Origin of the sequence: Nonomuraea sp. NPDC050733, from assembly GCF_040654215.1 — a bacterium.
Lineage (GTDB): Bacteria > Actinomycetota > Actinomycetes > Streptosporangiales > Streptosporangiaceae > Nonomuraea.
Genome location: NZ_JBFAHO010000001.1, coordinates 330,797 through 343,797, shown reverse-complemented (window position 1 = coordinate 343,797; position 13,001 = coordinate 330,797). Strand labels below are relative to the sequence as shown.

Below are 13,001 nucleotides of genomic sequence, written 5' to 3'. Positions count from 1 at the left end.
ACCCTTGGGAGTTCGCATGAGTGAGAGCTTGACCCTCCCGGTCCTGCCGCTGGACGACGAGGTGGTCCTGCCGGGCATGGTGGTCCCGCTGGACCTGTCCGACTCCGAGGTGCGTGCGGCGATCGACGCGGCCGAGTCGTCGAGCCGCGCATCCGGACGCAACAAGCCGCGAGTCCTCCTCGTTCCCCGCATCGACGGCCGTTACGGCGCCGTCGGCGTGCAGGCCGTCGTGGAGCAGGTCGGCAGGCTGCCCGGAGGCGAGCCCGCCGCCGTGGTGCGCGGCGTGGACCGGGTGCGCGTCGGCACCGGCACCACCGGGCCGGGCGCCGCGTTGTGGGTGGAGGCCATCACGGTCGACGCCGTCCCCGTCAGTGAGCGCGCCGAGGAGCTGGCCAAGGAGTACAAGGCCCTGGCCACCACCATCCTGCAGAAGCGCGGCGCGTGGCAGGTCGTCGACCAGGTGAACCAGATCGACGACCCCTCGGTGCTGGCCGACAGCTCCGGCTACACCCCCTGGCTGACCACGGCCCAGAAGGTCGAGCTGCTCGAAGCCGCCGACCCGGCCGACCGGCTGGCCAAGCTGGTCGAGTGGTCCCGCGAGCACCTCGCCGAGCTCGACGTCGCCGAGACGATCCGCAAGGACGTCCAGGAGGGCATGGAGAAGCAGCAGCGGGAGTTCCTGCTGCGCCAGCAGCTCGCCGCCGTCCGCAAGGAGCTCAAGGAGCTCAACGGCGACACCTCCGAGAGCGAGGAGGAGGACTACCGGGCCCGCGTCGAGGCGGCCGACCTGCCGGAGAAGGTGCGCGAGGCCGCGCTGAAGGAGGTCGACAAGCTGGAGCGGACCTCCGACCAGTCCCCGGAGACCGGCTGGATCCGCACCTGGCTCGACACCGTCCTCGACATCCCGTGGAACGACCGGACCGAGGACAACTACGACATCACCGGAGCGCGGGCCGTGCTCGACTCCGACCACACCGGCCTCGACGACGTCAAGGACCGCATCATCGAGCACCTGGCCGTGCGCAAGCGCCGCCAGGACAAGGGCCTCGGTGTCGTCGGCGGCCGGCGCAGCGGAGCCGTCCTCGCCCTGGCCGGCCCTCCCGGAGTGGGCAAGACCTCGCTCGGCGAGTCCGTGGCCCGCGCGATGGGCCGCAAGTTCGTCCGCGTCGCCCTCGGCGGCGTGCGCGACGAGGCGGAGATCCGGGGCCACCGGCGCACGTACGTCGGCGCGCTGCCCGGCCGCATCGTCCGCGCCATCCGCGAGGCCGGCTCCATGAACCCGGTCGTCCTGCTCGACGAGGTGGACAAGGTCGGCGCCGACTACCGCGGTGACCCGACGGCCGCCCTGCTGGAGGTGCTGGACCCGGCGCAGAACCACACGTTCCGCGACCACTACCTCGAGGTCGAGCTGGACCTGAGCGACGTGCTCTTCCTCGCCACGGCCAACGTCCTGGAAGCCATCCCCGGGCCGCTGCTCGACCGCATGGAGGTCGTCACGCTCGACGGCTACACCGAGGACGAGAAGGTCGCCATCGCCCGCGACCACCTGCTGCCCCGGCAGCTGGAGCTGGCCGGGCTGACGGGCGAGGAGGTCACGGTCGAGGACGCGGCGCTGCGCAGGCTGGCCGCCGAGTACACCCGTGAGGCCGGCGTCCGCTCCCTGGAGCGGTCGGTCGCCCGCATCCTGCGCAAGGTGGCCGCCAACGGCGAGCTGCCGGTCACGGTCGGCGCCGACGACCTGGTCGGCTACATCGGGCGGCCACGGTTCGTGCCCGAGTCGTCGCTGCCGGAGTCCAAGCAGCGCACCTCGGTGCCGGGCGTGGCGACGGGCCTGGCCGTCACGGGCGCCGGCGGCGACGTCCTGTACGTCGAGGCGTCGCTGGCCGACCCCGAGACCGGCGAGACCGGCCTCACGCTGACCGGCCAGCTCGGCGACGTGATGAAGGAGTCGGCCAGGATCGCCCTGTCCTACCTCCGCTCGCACGGCGCGGAGCTGGAGCTGCCGGTGACCGCGCTGAAGGACCGCTCGGTCCACGTCCACTTCCCGGCGGGCGCGGTGCCGAAGGACGGCCCCTCGGCGGGCGTCACGCTCACCACGGCGCTGGCCTCGCTGCTGTCGGGCCGCCAGGTCCGTGGCGATGTGGCCATGACCGGCGAGATCTCGCTCACCGGGCGGGTCCTGCCGATCGGCGGCGTCAAGCAGAAGCTGCTCGCGGCGCACCGGGCGGGCATCACCACGGTGCTCATCCCGGCCCGCAACGAGCCCGACCTGGACGACGTTCCCCAGGAGGTGCGCGACGAGCTGACCATCCACACGGTCAGCGACGTGCGCGAGGTGCTGGACATCGCCCTCAACCCGGCCAAGGTCGCCTCCACGGCCGCGGCCTGACCCGCCGTCCATGAGACGCGTCCGCCGCCACCTGGACGGCGGCGGACGCGGAGCCCGCCCGCCGCTCCCTCACGGGACGGCGGGCGGAGGCATGCCCGCCTGGGCGTCGGCCGCACGCGTGGCCGTTCGCGCTGCTCGTGGCCGCGCTGGCGGCCCTGAGGCCGCCGCTGAAGGACCGCCGCCCGGCCGCGTACGCCGCCGTGATGACGCCCCTGGTCCTGCTGCTCAGCGGTGGCGCGTCCGCCGGCATGGCCGGTCACCGGATCGCCGACACGGCCATCGGCTGCGCGCCCGCCCGCGGTTTGGGCTACCTACCCTGGGCAGTACGCCGCCGGAGGAACCCGGTGCGGACCCCGAAGGAGGCGGTGCGAAGCCCGGGGGACGCGGCGCGGAGCCGCGAGGACGCCGTACAGAGCCGGCAGAACGCAGTACAAAGCCAGGACGACAGGGCCGAGAGCCGGCCCGATGACGTGAGGAGCGCCCGTGCCGTCGTGGAGTGACCACGCGATCCTGTGGCAGGTCTACCCCCTCGGCTTCACCGGGGCCCCCGCCGCCGCCCCGCCGCCCGGCGAGCCGGTCCGGCACCGGCTGCGGCAGCTCGAACCGTGGCTGGACTACGCCGTCGAGCTCGGCTGCTCCGGCCTCCTCCTGGGCCCGATCTTCGCCTCCGAGACCCACGGCTACGACACCGTGGACCACTTCCGCGTCGACCCGCGCCTCGGCGACGACGCCGACTTCGACTCCCTCGTCGCCGAGGCGCGCGGACGCGGGCTGCGGATCGTGCTCGACGGCGTGTTCAACCACGTCGGCAGGTCCTTCCGCGCCGGGCCCGACTGGTTCAGGAAGGGGCCGGACGGCCACGACACGTTCGAGGGGCACGAGCGTCTGGTCGCCCTCGACCACGGCCTGCCGGCCGTCCGCGACCACGTCGCCGCGGTGCTCGACCACTGGCTGGCGCGCGGCGCGGCCGGCTGGCGGCTCGACGCCGCCTACGCCGTGCCGCCGTCCTTCTGGCGCGAGGTGCTGCCGGGCGTCCGGGAGAGGCATCCGGACGCGTGGTTCGCCGGTGAGGTGATCCACGGGGACTACACCGGGTACGTCAAGGAGTCCGGGCTGGACTCCGTCACCCAGTACGAGCTGTGGAAGGCCGTCTGGAGCTCGCTCAACGACCGCAACCTGTTCGAGCTGGCCTGGGCCCTCGACCGGCACAACGACCTGCTCGGCGCGTTCACGCCGCTCACCTTCGTCGGCAACCACGACGTCACCCGGCTCGCCACCCGGCTCGACGACCGGCGGCATCTCGGCCACGCCCTGGCGATCCTGCTCACCGTCGGCGGCGTGCCCAGCCTGTACTCCGGCGACGAGCAGGCGTTCGAGGGGCTGAAGGAGGAGCGCGAGGGCGGCGACGACGCCATCCGGCCCGCCTTCCCGGCCGCCCCCGGCGACCTGGCCCCGTACGGCTGGCCGGTGTACCGCCTGCACCAGAACCTCGTCGGCATGCGCCGGCGCCACCCGTGGCTGGTGCGCGCCCGCACGACCGTCGAGCACCTGACCAACACGGCCGCGGCCCTCCGGTCGAGCGCCGGGGGAGAGGCGCTGATCACCCTGCTCAACCTCGACGACCGGGCCTACCGCTTCCCGATGGACGTCTCCCGGCTGACGCCGCTGGAGCCGGAGCGCGGCCACCACGACCCCGCGGTCGTCGGCCCGCACGCGTGGCGGATCCTCGCCGAGAAGCCGGCGTGACATAGATCACCAAAGATGCCGGGAATATAGGGAAGTAAAGAAGCTGTTGGCACCTGACGTGGACGAGGCACACGCGAGCAACCCGGGCGCTCCCATCGGCGGACGCTGTTGTCGCATGCGCACCCGGCGAATGCGCGCGGCGACACGCGCGCACATGCGGACGATGACGCGGGCCATGGAGCCGGCGCACCTGCGGGCCATGACACGCGCGCACATGCGCGCGGCGGTCCCCACCGCCCGCTGACCGCCCGCCGGCGCCTGCCGTGAGCCCCCCGAGGGTGGAACGGCCCGCCGGCGCCAGGAACCGTCCGCCCTCCTCCCCGAAGGTCTCCCGATGATCGCACCGAGCTACGTGCTGCGCAGGCTGAGCCACCTGCCGTTCCACCCCGGCGCCCGCTGAGCCGCGCCGCAGCCCGGTCCTCCCGGTCCTTCCGGCCCCCCGTCTTCAGGGGCAGACGCCTCCTTCAGACGTCCGGCTCCTGAGGACGGTTTCCGACGTTCGTCCGTTCCAGCGGCGTGGCCGCTGCCAGTGTGGGGTTCTCACGTGATCCAGGTTTCCGGCCTGCGCAAACTGTACGGCGAGACCGTCGCCCTCGACGGTGTCGACCTGCGTGTGCGCGAAGGCGAGATCTACGGCGTGCTCGGTCAGAGCGGCGCCGGCAAGAGCACGCTGCTGCGCTGCGTCAACCTGCTCGAACGGCCGACCGCGGGCACCGTCACGGTCGCCGGGCAGGACCTGACCGCGCTGCCGTCCCGCGAGCTCAACCGCGCCCGCCAGCGCATCGGCATGATCCACCAGCACTTCGCGCTGCTCTCTTCCCGCACCGTCGCGGGCAACGTGGCCTTCCCGCTGGAGGTCATGGGCGTGCCGCGGGCCGAGCGCGCCCGCCGCGTCGCCGAGCTGCTCGACCTCGTCGGGCTGGGCGGCCGGGGCGGCGACCACCCGCACCAGCTCTCCGGCGGCCAGAAGCAGCGTGTCGGCATCGCCCGCGCCCTGGCCGGCAACCCGTCGGTGCTGCTGTCGGACGAGGCCACCTCGGCGCTCGACCCGGCCACCACCCGCTCCATCCTCGACCTGCTCAAGCGGCTGAACACCGAGCTGGGCTTGACGATCCTGCTCATCACGCACGAGATGAACGTCGTCAAGAGCGTCTGCGACTCCGTCGCCATCATGGCCGGCGGCCGGATCGAGGAGTCCGGCGCCATCGCGGACCTCATCCGGACGCCCGGCTCCCGCCTCACCCGCGAGATCTTCCCGCTGCCCGAGCCCGCGCCGCCCGGCTCGGTCACGCTCACCTTCACCGGCGACCCCCAGCGGCCCGTCGTGTCGGAGGCGGTGCGCAAGTTCGACGTCGAGATCAGCATCCTGGGCGGCTCGATCGAGGAGCTGGCCGGCGGCGCGGTCGGCCGGCTGCGCGTCTCGATCACCGGTGACGCCGATCCCGCGCTCGCCTACCTGCGCGACCGCGGACTGCTCGTGGAGGTGGCCTCATGACCTGGGACGAGATGACCCCGCTGCTGTGGGAGGCCGCCGGGCAGACCGCGCAGATGGTCGGCTGGTCGACGCTGCTCACCGTGCTGTTCGGGCTGCCACTGGGCGTGGCGCTGGTGGTCTTCGACCGCGGCGGGCTGCGTCCGCTCCCCACGCTGAGGTCCGTGCTGGGCGTCGTGGTGAACGTCGGCCGGTCGCTGCCGTTCATCGTGCTGATGATCGCGATCATCCCGTTCACCCGGCTGGTCGTCGGCACCACGATCGGCACCGCCGCCGTGGTCGTGCCGCTCACCGTGGGCGCGGTGCCGTTCTTCGCGCGGCTGGTCGAGACCGCCCTGCGCGAGGTCGGGTCGGACGTGGTGCAGGCCGCGCAGGCCATGGGCGCGGGCCGTACGACCATCGTGCGGAAGGTGCTGCTGCCCGAGGCGTTCCCCGGCCTGGTGGCGGGGCTGACCGTCACGATCGTCGCGCTCATCGGCTACTCCGCCATGGCCGGGACGATCGGCGGGGGAGGGCTGGGCGACCTGGCCGTCAGGTACGGCTACCAGCGCTTCGAGACCCTGCTCATGATCGTCACGGTCGTGCTCCTGGTCGTGATCGTGCAGGTCGTGCAGAGCCTGGGCGACGCGGTGGCCCGCCGGCTGTCGCACCGCTGACCGACACGTACCCCATCACTAAATAAGGAAAAATCATGAAATTTCGGAACATTGTAGGTGTGGCCGCGCTCTCGGTGTTGCTGGCCGCATGCGGCACGTCGCAGTCCGCGACCACGAACGCGGGCGCCGAGTCCGCCGACACCGTGATCAAGGTGGGCGCGTCCCCGGTGCCGCACGCCGAGATCCTCGACTACGTCAAGGACAACCTGGCGCCCGCCGCCGGCCTGAAGCTGGAAGTGGTCGAGTTCACCGACTACGTTCAGCCGAACGTGCAGCTCAGCGAGGGCCAGCTGACCGCCAACTTCTTCCAGCACAAGCCGTACCTGGACGACTTCAATGCCTCCAAGGGCACGAAGCTGAGCTTCGTCACGCCCGTCCACCTGGAGCCGCTGGGCCTGTACTCCAAGAAGGTCACCGGCCTGGCGGCGCTGCCCTCCGGCGCGACCGTCGCCCTGCCCAACGACGCCACCAACCTCGGCCGGGCGCTCAAGCTGCTCGCCGACAACGGCGTCGTGACCCTCAAGGAGGGCGCCGGCACCACCGCCACCGAGCGCGACGTGACCGGCAACCCGAAGAAGCTGACGTTCAAGCCGCTGGAGGCCGCCCAGCTCCCGCGCTCGCTCGACGACGTGGACGCCGCGGTCATCAACGGCAACTACGCCATCGAGGCCGGCCTCAAGCCCGCCTCCCAGGCGCTGGCCCTGGAGAAGAGCGAGGGCAACCCGTACGTCAACGGCCTGGTCGTGCAGGCCGGGCACGAGAAGGACGCCGGGATCGTCACCCTCGGCAAGCTGCTCCAGGACCCGAAGGTCAAGGAGTTCATCAAGCAGAAGTACCAGGGCTCGGTCATCCCCGCGGAGTGACCTCCGTGAAGGAGCCGCGGTCTCGGCACGAGGCCGCGGCTCCGCCGTTCCCGGAACGACGTACGAAGATCAGGATGCTGGCGCGGCGGCCGATGGCCGAATAGTGTTCGGTTCATGTACCCGGGAGTGATCGCGGCAGCGAACCCCGACAAACCCGCTGTCGTGATGGCGGGTTCCGGGGAGATCGTCACCTACCGGCGGCTGGACGAGGAGTCCAACCGGCTGGCCCACCTCTTCCGCGCCGCCGGGCTGCGGCCGGGCGACCACGTCGCCTTCATGCTCGGCAACCACCCGCTCTTCCTGGCCATCGCCTGGGCGGCCCACCGCTCCGGCCTGTACTACACGGCGATCAGCTCACGGCTGCTCACCGACGAGCTCGCCTACATCGTCGGCAACTGCGGCGCCCGCGTCTTCATCGCCGGCGCGGACCTGGCCGGCGTCGCCGCGTCCATCACGGACGCCACGCCGCGCGTCGAGCGCCGCCTCATGCTGGACGGCACGGCGCCGGGGTTCGAGTCGTACGAGACGGCGGTCGCCGGCATGCCGGTCACGCCGATCCCCGACGAGCGCCAGGGCGCCGACATGCTGTACTCCTCCGGCACCACCGGCCGCCCCAAGGGCGTCAAGCCGTCCCTGCCGCAGGCCCCGCTCACCGAGCCGCCCATGCTCTACAAGCTGGTCGCCGGCCTGTTCGGGGCCACCGGCGACAGCGTCTACCTGTCGCCCGCGCCGCTCTACCACGCCGCCCCGCTGCGCTACTGCATGACCTTCCAGCGGCTGGGCGCCACGGTCGTGGTGATGGAGCGCTTCGACCCCGAGGAGTACCTCCGGCTCGTCGAGAGGTACGCGGTCACGCACACGCAGCTCGTCCCCACCATGTTCAGCAAGCTGCTCAAGCTGCCGGAGGAGACGCGCAAGGCGTACGACCTGTCGTCGCTGACGTGCGCCGTCCATGCCGCCGCGCCCTGCCCGGTCGAGGTCAAGGAGCGGATGATGGAGTGGTGGGGCCCGATCGTCCACGAGTACTACGCGGGCACCGAGGGCAACGGCTTCCTGTACGCCTCGCCGCAGGACTGGCTGGCGCATCCGGGGACGGTCGGCCGCTCGCTGCTCGGCCCCGTGCACGTCTGCGACGAGCGGGGTGAGGAGCTGTCCGCGGGGGAGACGGGCATCGTCTACTTCGAGAGCGGCGTGCGCTTCGAGTACCACGGCGACCCCGGCAAGACCCGCTCCGTGCAGGACCCCGGAGGGCGCGGCTGGACCACGCTCGGCGACATCGGCCACCTCGACGCCGACGGCTTCCTCTACCTCACCGACCGGCTCTCTTACATGATCATATCGGGCGGCGTGAACATCTACCCGCAGGAGGCGGAGAACGTCCTGTCCGTCCACCCCAAGGTCGCCGACGTCGCCGTCTTCGGCGTGCCGGACGAGGAGATGGGCGAGCAGGTCAAGGCCGTGGTCCAGCCGGCATCCATGGCCGAGGCGGGGCCGGGGCTGGAGGAGGAGCTGATCGCGTACTGCCGCTCGCGGCTGGCCCCCTACAAGTGCCCGCGGTCGGTGGACTTCCGCGAGGAGCTGCCGCGCCACGCCACCGGAAAGCTGTACAAGCGGCTGCTCCGGGACGAGTACTGGCCCGCCGCCGACACCGGAACGTCCCGATAACGAAGATTTTTTCTGGTTCGCGGGACAGGTGACCGAGCCCCTACCAGCGGTGATAAGGCCCGTGTCAGGGCTCTCAGGAACCTCTGATCACGGTCTTAACCTGCACTTACGCGTGACTTGGCACTCTTGAGTCATCGGGACTTGAGGAGATGACATGAACGCGAACGAGCCTCGCGAGCAGGGAAACGGCGGCTGGAGCCAGTTCGGTGACACGCCGCCCTCCGCCGGGGGCTTCCCCCGGCGAGACACCATCATCATGGGTCACCCCGCGCCTCCGCCCCCTCCGCCCGCCAAGCCGGGCATCTCCACCCGTCAGAAGGCCATCGCCGGCCTCGCCCTGGCTGCCATGGCCCTCGGGGGCGGTGCGGCGGGGGCCGCCGTCGCCACCGCGATGCAGCCTGACACGGTGGCGGCCACGGCCGCCCCGGCGCCCGCCTCGTTCAAGCAGGCGGCCAGCACCCTGACCGTCTCGGACGTCGCCGCGAAGCTGCAGCCGTCCGTCGTCATGATCCAGGGCAGCACCGGCGAGGGCTCCGGCGTGGTGCTGTCCGCCGACGGCCTCGTGCTCACCAACAACCACGTGGTCGTGGGCGCCGGGCAGGGCGGCCAGATGACGGTGAAGTTCAGCGACGGCAAGACCGCCAAGGCGTCGGTGGTCGGCACCGACCCGACCACCGACCTCGCGGTCATCAGGGCCGAGGGCGTGTCCGGCCTGACCCCGGCCCAGCTCGGCGACAGCGACCAGCTCAAGGTCGGCGCGCCGGTCCTGGCCATCGGCAGCCCGCTCGGCCTGCAGGGCTCGGTCTCGGCGGGCATCATCAGCGCCCTGGACCGCACGCTCACGGTCGGTGGCGAGCAGGAGCAGCAGGCCCCGCCCGGCTGGGGGCAGCCGGGCGGTCAGGGGGCCGAGGCCACCACGATCGGCGGCGCCATCCAGACCGACGCCGCGATCAACCCCGGCAACTCCGGCGGCGCCCTGGTGGACGCCGCGGGCCAGGTCGTGGGCATCAACACCGCCATCGCCACCAACGGCGGCAGCAACGGCAGCATCGGGGTGGGCTTCGCGATCCCCGTCAACACCGCCAAGCAGGTGGCCGACCAGCTCGTCAACGGCGGCAAGGTCAGCCACGCCTACCTCGGCGTGAGCGTCACCGACGCCACCGGCGACGTCACCGGCGCGCTGGTGCGCCAGGTGATCCAGGGCAGCCCCGCGGCCAAGGCCGGACTCCAGGAGGGCGACCTCATCACGAAGATCGCCGGCAAGCCCGTCGACGGCGGCGACACAGTTGTTGGGCAGGTCAGAGGTTTCAAAGTGGGCCAACAGGTTCAGATCACATATATGAGGGATGGAAAGACGAGTAACGTCACCGTCACTCTCGAAGAGAAGAAATAACAGGACCCCCTCACGGACGGGTGTGCCGTCGAGATCGCTGCGGACTCGGCGGCACACCCCCGTTCAGATCTCGATACGACGACGGCCCCGAGACCGGGGCCGTCTTCGCGTGCGAGGCGTCAGGAGAACCGGCGGCCCTCGTCGCGCCGGTAGGCCCAGCCGGCGGCCAGCGCCCCCGCCACCGTCCACACGGCCAGCATGACCAGCGCCGTCACGTTCGGGGCCGAGCCGGTGGTCGCGGTCCACACCAGCTCCACCGCGCCGCGGCTCGGCACGTACGGCGAGAGCGCCTGGACGAACTCCGGCATGATCTGCGGCGGCAGGAACAGCCCGCCCAGGATCGCGACCGGGAAGAACACCACCTGGGACACGCCGATCGCCGCCTTCGACGCCAGCAGGAATCCCAGGAACAGCCCGATCATCATGAACGGCACGGCCCCGGTGAGCAGCGCCGCCAGCCCGAACAGCAGCCTGGGCGCCGTGACGGTCGCCGGGGTGAACAGCGCCGCGATGACGACCACCGGCACGGCCGCCGCGATCATGACCGCCATGGTGGTGAGGATCCGCCCGGCGAAGCGGGGGAGCGGCCCGGCGGGCAGCGTGCGCAGGTAGGGGTTCCAGGGCTGCTCGCGGTCCTGCGCGACCGAGATGCTCAGCCCCATCAGCGCCGCCGACATCGCGCCGATCATCATCATCGACCCGGTCGCGCGGGTGGCGCTCGCCGGGTCGTCGCCCGCGAACGGCACGACGAACGCCAGCATCGCGGCCGCCGGGAAGAACGCGCTGGCCACCAGGCCGATCGGCACCCGGATCTGCTCCAGGAGCTGGTAGCGGGTGTGGGCGAGGATGAGGCTAGGCATGGTGGGTCTCCTTCGAGGTGATGGCCAGGAAGGCCTCCTCCAGCGTGGTGGGCCGGATCTCCAGCCCCGAGAACGGCGTGCCGCTGCGCACGAGCTCCACCACCAGCCGGTCGGGGTCGGTGGTGACCAGGTGGACGCGGCCGTCCTCGCGGTCGATGCCGAGGACGCCCGGCAGCTCGGGCAGCTCGGCCGCGGTCAGCGAGACGCGCCGCACACCGACCACGTCCCGGATCGCGGTCACGGTGTCGTCGGCCAGCACCCGTCCATGGCCGACGACGACCACCCGCTGCGCCAGCGCCTCGATCTCCTCCAGGTAGTGGCTGGTCAGCACGATCGTGCCGCCCTGCCCGTGGAAGTCCTTGATGCCCTCCCACAAGGTGCGCCGCGCCTCCACGTCGAGGCCGGTCGTCGGCTCGTCGAGGAAGACCATCCGCGGCTCGCCGGCGAAGGCCAGCGCCACGGCCAGCCGCCGCTTCTGCCCGCCCGACAGGCCGCCGACCTGCCGCTTGACCAGGTCCTGGAGCCCGAACCGTTCGAGCAGCTCTAATCGGCCCGCCTTGCGCGGGTAGTGCGCGGACACGAAGTCGACGATCTCGCCGACCCGCAGCGCCTCGGGCAGGCCGGTCTCCTGCGGGGTGACGCCGATGCCCCGCCGTACGACGGGATCCTGGGGGGAGCCGCCGAGCAGCTCCACGGTGCCGGACGTCGGCCGGCGCAGGCCGACGAACAGGTTGATGAGCGTGGACTTGCCGGCCCCGTTCGGGCCGAGCAGGCCGACGAGCTCCCCGGCGCGGATGTCGATCGACACCCGGTCGAGCGCGAGCACGTCGCCGTACTTCCGGGTCACCTCGGCCGTGCGGGCGAGGACCGTCATGTGGAGCCTCCAGCGGTGTCGATCAGGGCTCGGATGGCCCTGGTGTATTCGTCGAAGGCCAGCCGCCCGCGCTTCGTGAGCCCGACGTACGTGACGGGGGTGCGGCCTTTGTGGGTCTTGGTGATCCGGACGTATCCGGCGTCCTCCAGCTTGGTGAGGTGGACGGACAGGTTGCCCGCGGTCATGCCGAGCAGGTCCTTCAGCGCCGGGAACGCCATGTCGTCGCGATCTCCGAGCGTGTTCAGCGCCGCCACCACCCGCAGCCGGGCCTGGGCGTGGATGACGGGGTCGAGCTCGGGTGGCGGAGGTGGGTCGGCCGTCATCCGCGCCACCGCAGCCAGATCCCCGTCCCGACGAACCCGCCGCCGACCAGGGCCGCGATCAGCAGCGCATGCCAGCCCGCGCCCAGCATGATCCCGACGACGTTGACCGAGATCGTCCAGGCGCCGAGGAAGAACATCGGCCAGTTCAGCCAGACCGCCGCCGTCATCATGTAGATCACGCCGACGACGAGCAGCGACGTGCCCGCCCAGAGCAGCTGGGCCTCCTCCTCCGGCAGGACCAGGGAGATGCGGATCCCGATGGCGAACACGAGGACCATGCCGGCGAGCCAGGTGAAGCCGATCATCGTCCCGCGCGCCGAGCTGTCGCCGCGCACCTGCCCGCTCATCCTCGCGATGCCGAACCCGACGAACGCGCCCGCCAGCACCTGGGCGCCCTGGAGCACGCCGACCGCCTGCATCTGCGAGATCGGCGCCAGCGGCCGGCCGTCCAGCCCGAAGCGCAGGAACAGCGCGGTGAAGCCGATCAGCCAGGCGACCCCCCAGGGGACGAAGAGCAGCAGCGGCTCGCCCCGGAGCCGCCTGACCGTGGCGGCCTGCTGCTCCTCGATGAGCCGCAGCGTCTCCGCGGGACCGGCCGGGGCCTCGGCGTCGTCTGTCATCTCAACCTCTCTCACCATCAAACTGGTTTGTACTTTAAACCAGATGGCGCGCCAACTCAACCCTCGACGAGATGTCACTGTGCGGGTCGGGGTTTTCCCTGGTCACCCGCGGTTGACAGA

The 13,001-nt window shown here is 71.6% G+C and carries 12 protein-coding genes and 1 pseudogene; 9 read left to right on the top strand and 4 right to left on the bottom strand.

Annotated features, from left to right (window positions below; genetic code table 11):
* Window positions 1–16: 16 nt before the first annotated feature.
* From lon to AB0H64_RS01475, 9 genes and pseudogenes are all read left to right on the top strand, one after another.
* Window positions 17–2,389 (top strand): endopeptidase La, encoded by a 2,373-nt coding sequence (gene lon, locus AB0H64_RS01515; protein WP_357618735.1) that lies wholly within the window; start codon window positions 17–19, stop codon window positions 2,387–2,389.
* Window positions 2,390–2,511: 122 nt separating this feature from the next.
* Window positions 2,512–2,889, top strand: a pseudogene (locus tag AB0H64_RS01510) (FUSC family protein); the annotation flags it as partial.
* Window positions 2,873–4,135 (top strand): alpha-amylase family protein, encoded by a 1,263-nt coding sequence (locus tag AB0H64_RS01505; RefSeq protein ID WP_357618732.1) that lies wholly within the window; start codon window positions 2,873–2,875, stop codon window positions 4,133–4,135. The pseudogene AB0H64_RS01510 and the gene AB0H64_RS01505, both read left to right, overlap by 17 nt.
* Before the next feature lie 115 nt (window positions 4,136–4,250).
* Window positions 4,251–4,379, top strand: coding sequence for a hypothetical protein (locus AB0H64_RS01500; protein ID WP_357618729.1), 129 nt, complete (start codon window positions 4,251–4,253; stop codon window positions 4,377–4,379).
* 300 nt (window positions 4,380–4,679) lie between these two features.
* Window positions 4,680–5,630 carry an ATP-binding cassette domain-containing protein gene (locus AB0H64_RS01495; RefSeq protein ID WP_357618726.1) on the top strand — a complete coding sequence of 317 codons (951 nt, stop codon included), beginning with the start codon at window positions 4,680–4,682 and terminating at the stop codon, window positions 5,628–5,630.
* The gene (locus tag AB0H64_RS01490; RefSeq protein ID WP_357618723.1) at window positions 5,627–6,283 is read left to right on the top strand and encodes a methionine ABC transporter permease; all 657 of its coding nucleotides are present in this window, start codon (window positions 5,627–5,629) and stop codon (window positions 6,281–6,283) included. Before AB0H64_RS01495 ends, AB0H64_RS01490 begins: the two co-directional genes overlap by 4 nt.
* A 35-nt stretch (window positions 6,284–6,318) precedes the next feature.
* Window positions 6,319–7,146 carry a MetQ/NlpA family ABC transporter substrate-binding protein gene (locus tag AB0H64_RS01485; protein ID WP_357618721.1) on the top strand — a complete coding sequence of 276 codons (828 nt, stop codon included), beginning with the start codon at window positions 6,319–6,321 and terminating at the stop codon, window positions 7,144–7,146.
* Window positions 7,147–7,260: 114 nt separating this feature from the next.
* On the top strand, window positions 7,261–8,811 hold the full coding sequence (locus AB0H64_RS01480; RefSeq protein ID WP_357618718.1) for an AMP-binding protein: 1,551 nt from the start codon (window positions 7,261–7,263) through the stop codon (window positions 8,809–8,811).
* A gap of 154 nt (window positions 8,812–8,965) precedes the next feature.
* The gene (locus tag AB0H64_RS01475; RefSeq protein ID WP_357618716.1) at window positions 8,966–10,204 is read left to right on the top strand and encodes a trypsin-like peptidase domain-containing protein; all 1,239 of its coding nucleotides are present in this window, start codon (window positions 8,966–8,968) and stop codon (window positions 10,202–10,204) included.
* A 119-nt stretch (window positions 10,205–10,323) separates the two neighbouring features.
* On the opposite strand, the gene AB0H64_RS01470 is transcribed toward AB0H64_RS01475, so the two are convergent.
* The 4 genes from AB0H64_RS01470 to AB0H64_RS01455 are packed head-to-tail and all read right to left on the bottom strand — an operon-like array spanning window position 10,324 to window position 12,881.
* On the bottom strand, window positions 10,324–11,064 hold the full coding sequence (locus AB0H64_RS01470; protein ID WP_357618713.1) for an ABC transporter permease: 741 nt from the start codon (window positions 11,062–11,064) through the stop codon (window positions 10,324–10,326).
* Window positions 11,057–11,938 (bottom strand): ABC transporter ATP-binding protein, encoded by an 882-nt coding sequence (locus AB0H64_RS01465; protein WP_357618710.1) that lies wholly within the window; start codon window positions 11,936–11,938, stop codon window positions 11,057–11,059. Before AB0H64_RS01465 ends, AB0H64_RS01470 begins: the two co-directional genes overlap by 8 nt.
* On the bottom strand, window positions 11,935–12,261 hold the full coding sequence (locus AB0H64_RS01460; RefSeq protein WP_357618707.1) for a transcriptional regulator: 327 nt from the start codon (window positions 12,259–12,261) through the stop codon (window positions 11,935–11,937). The genes AB0H64_RS01465 and AB0H64_RS01460 overlap by 4 nt, the downstream gene beginning before the upstream one ends.
* Complete coding sequence (locus tag AB0H64_RS01455; protein ID WP_357618704.1) at window positions 12,258–12,881, bottom strand: hypothetical protein; 624 nt, start codon at window positions 12,879–12,881, stop codon at window positions 12,258–12,260. Before AB0H64_RS01455 ends, AB0H64_RS01460 begins: the two co-directional genes overlap by 4 nt.
* Window positions 12,882–13,001: the final 120 nt, after the last annotated feature.

Bases quoted from the DNA above. Each gene is read 5' to 3' on its own strand.
- lon (WP_357618735.1), top strand. From the start codon at position 17: ATGAGTGAGAGCTTGACCCTCCCGGTCCTGCCGCTGGACGACGAGGTG.
- AB0H64_RS01500 (WP_357618729.1), top strand. From the start codon at position 4,251: ATGCGCACCCGGCGAATGCGCGCGGCGACACGCGCGCACATGCGGACG.
- AB0H64_RS01490 (WP_357618723.1), top strand. From the start codon at position 5,627: ATGACCTGGGACGAGATGACCCCGCTGCTGTGGGAGGCCGCCGGGCAG.
- AB0H64_RS01485 (WP_357618721.1), top strand. From the start codon at position 6,319: ATGAAATTTCGGAACATTGTAGGTGTGGCCGCGCTCTCGGTGTTGCTG.
- AB0H64_RS01480 (WP_357618718.1), top strand. From the start codon at position 7,261: ATGTACCCGGGAGTGATCGCGGCAGCGAACCCCGACAAACCCGCTGTC.
- AB0H64_RS01475 (WP_357618716.1), top strand. From the start codon at position 8,966: ATGAACGCGAACGAGCCTCGCGAGCAGGGAAACGGCGGCTGGAGCCAG.
- AB0H64_RS01470 (WP_357618713.1), bottom strand. From the start codon at position 11,064: ATGCCTAGCCTCATCCTCGCCCACACCCGCTACCAGCTCCTGGAGCAG.
- AB0H64_RS01465 (WP_357618710.1), bottom strand. From the start codon at position 11,938: ATGACGGTCCTCGCCCGCACGGCCGAGGTGACCCGGAAGTACGGCGAC.
- AB0H64_RS01460 (WP_357618707.1), bottom strand. From the start codon at position 12,261: ATGACGGCCGACCCACCTCCGCCACCCGAGCTCGACCCCGTCATCCAC.
- AB0H64_RS01455 (WP_357618704.1), bottom strand. From the start codon at position 12,881: ATGACAGACGACGCCGAGGCCCCGGCCGGTCCCGCGGAGACGCTGCGG.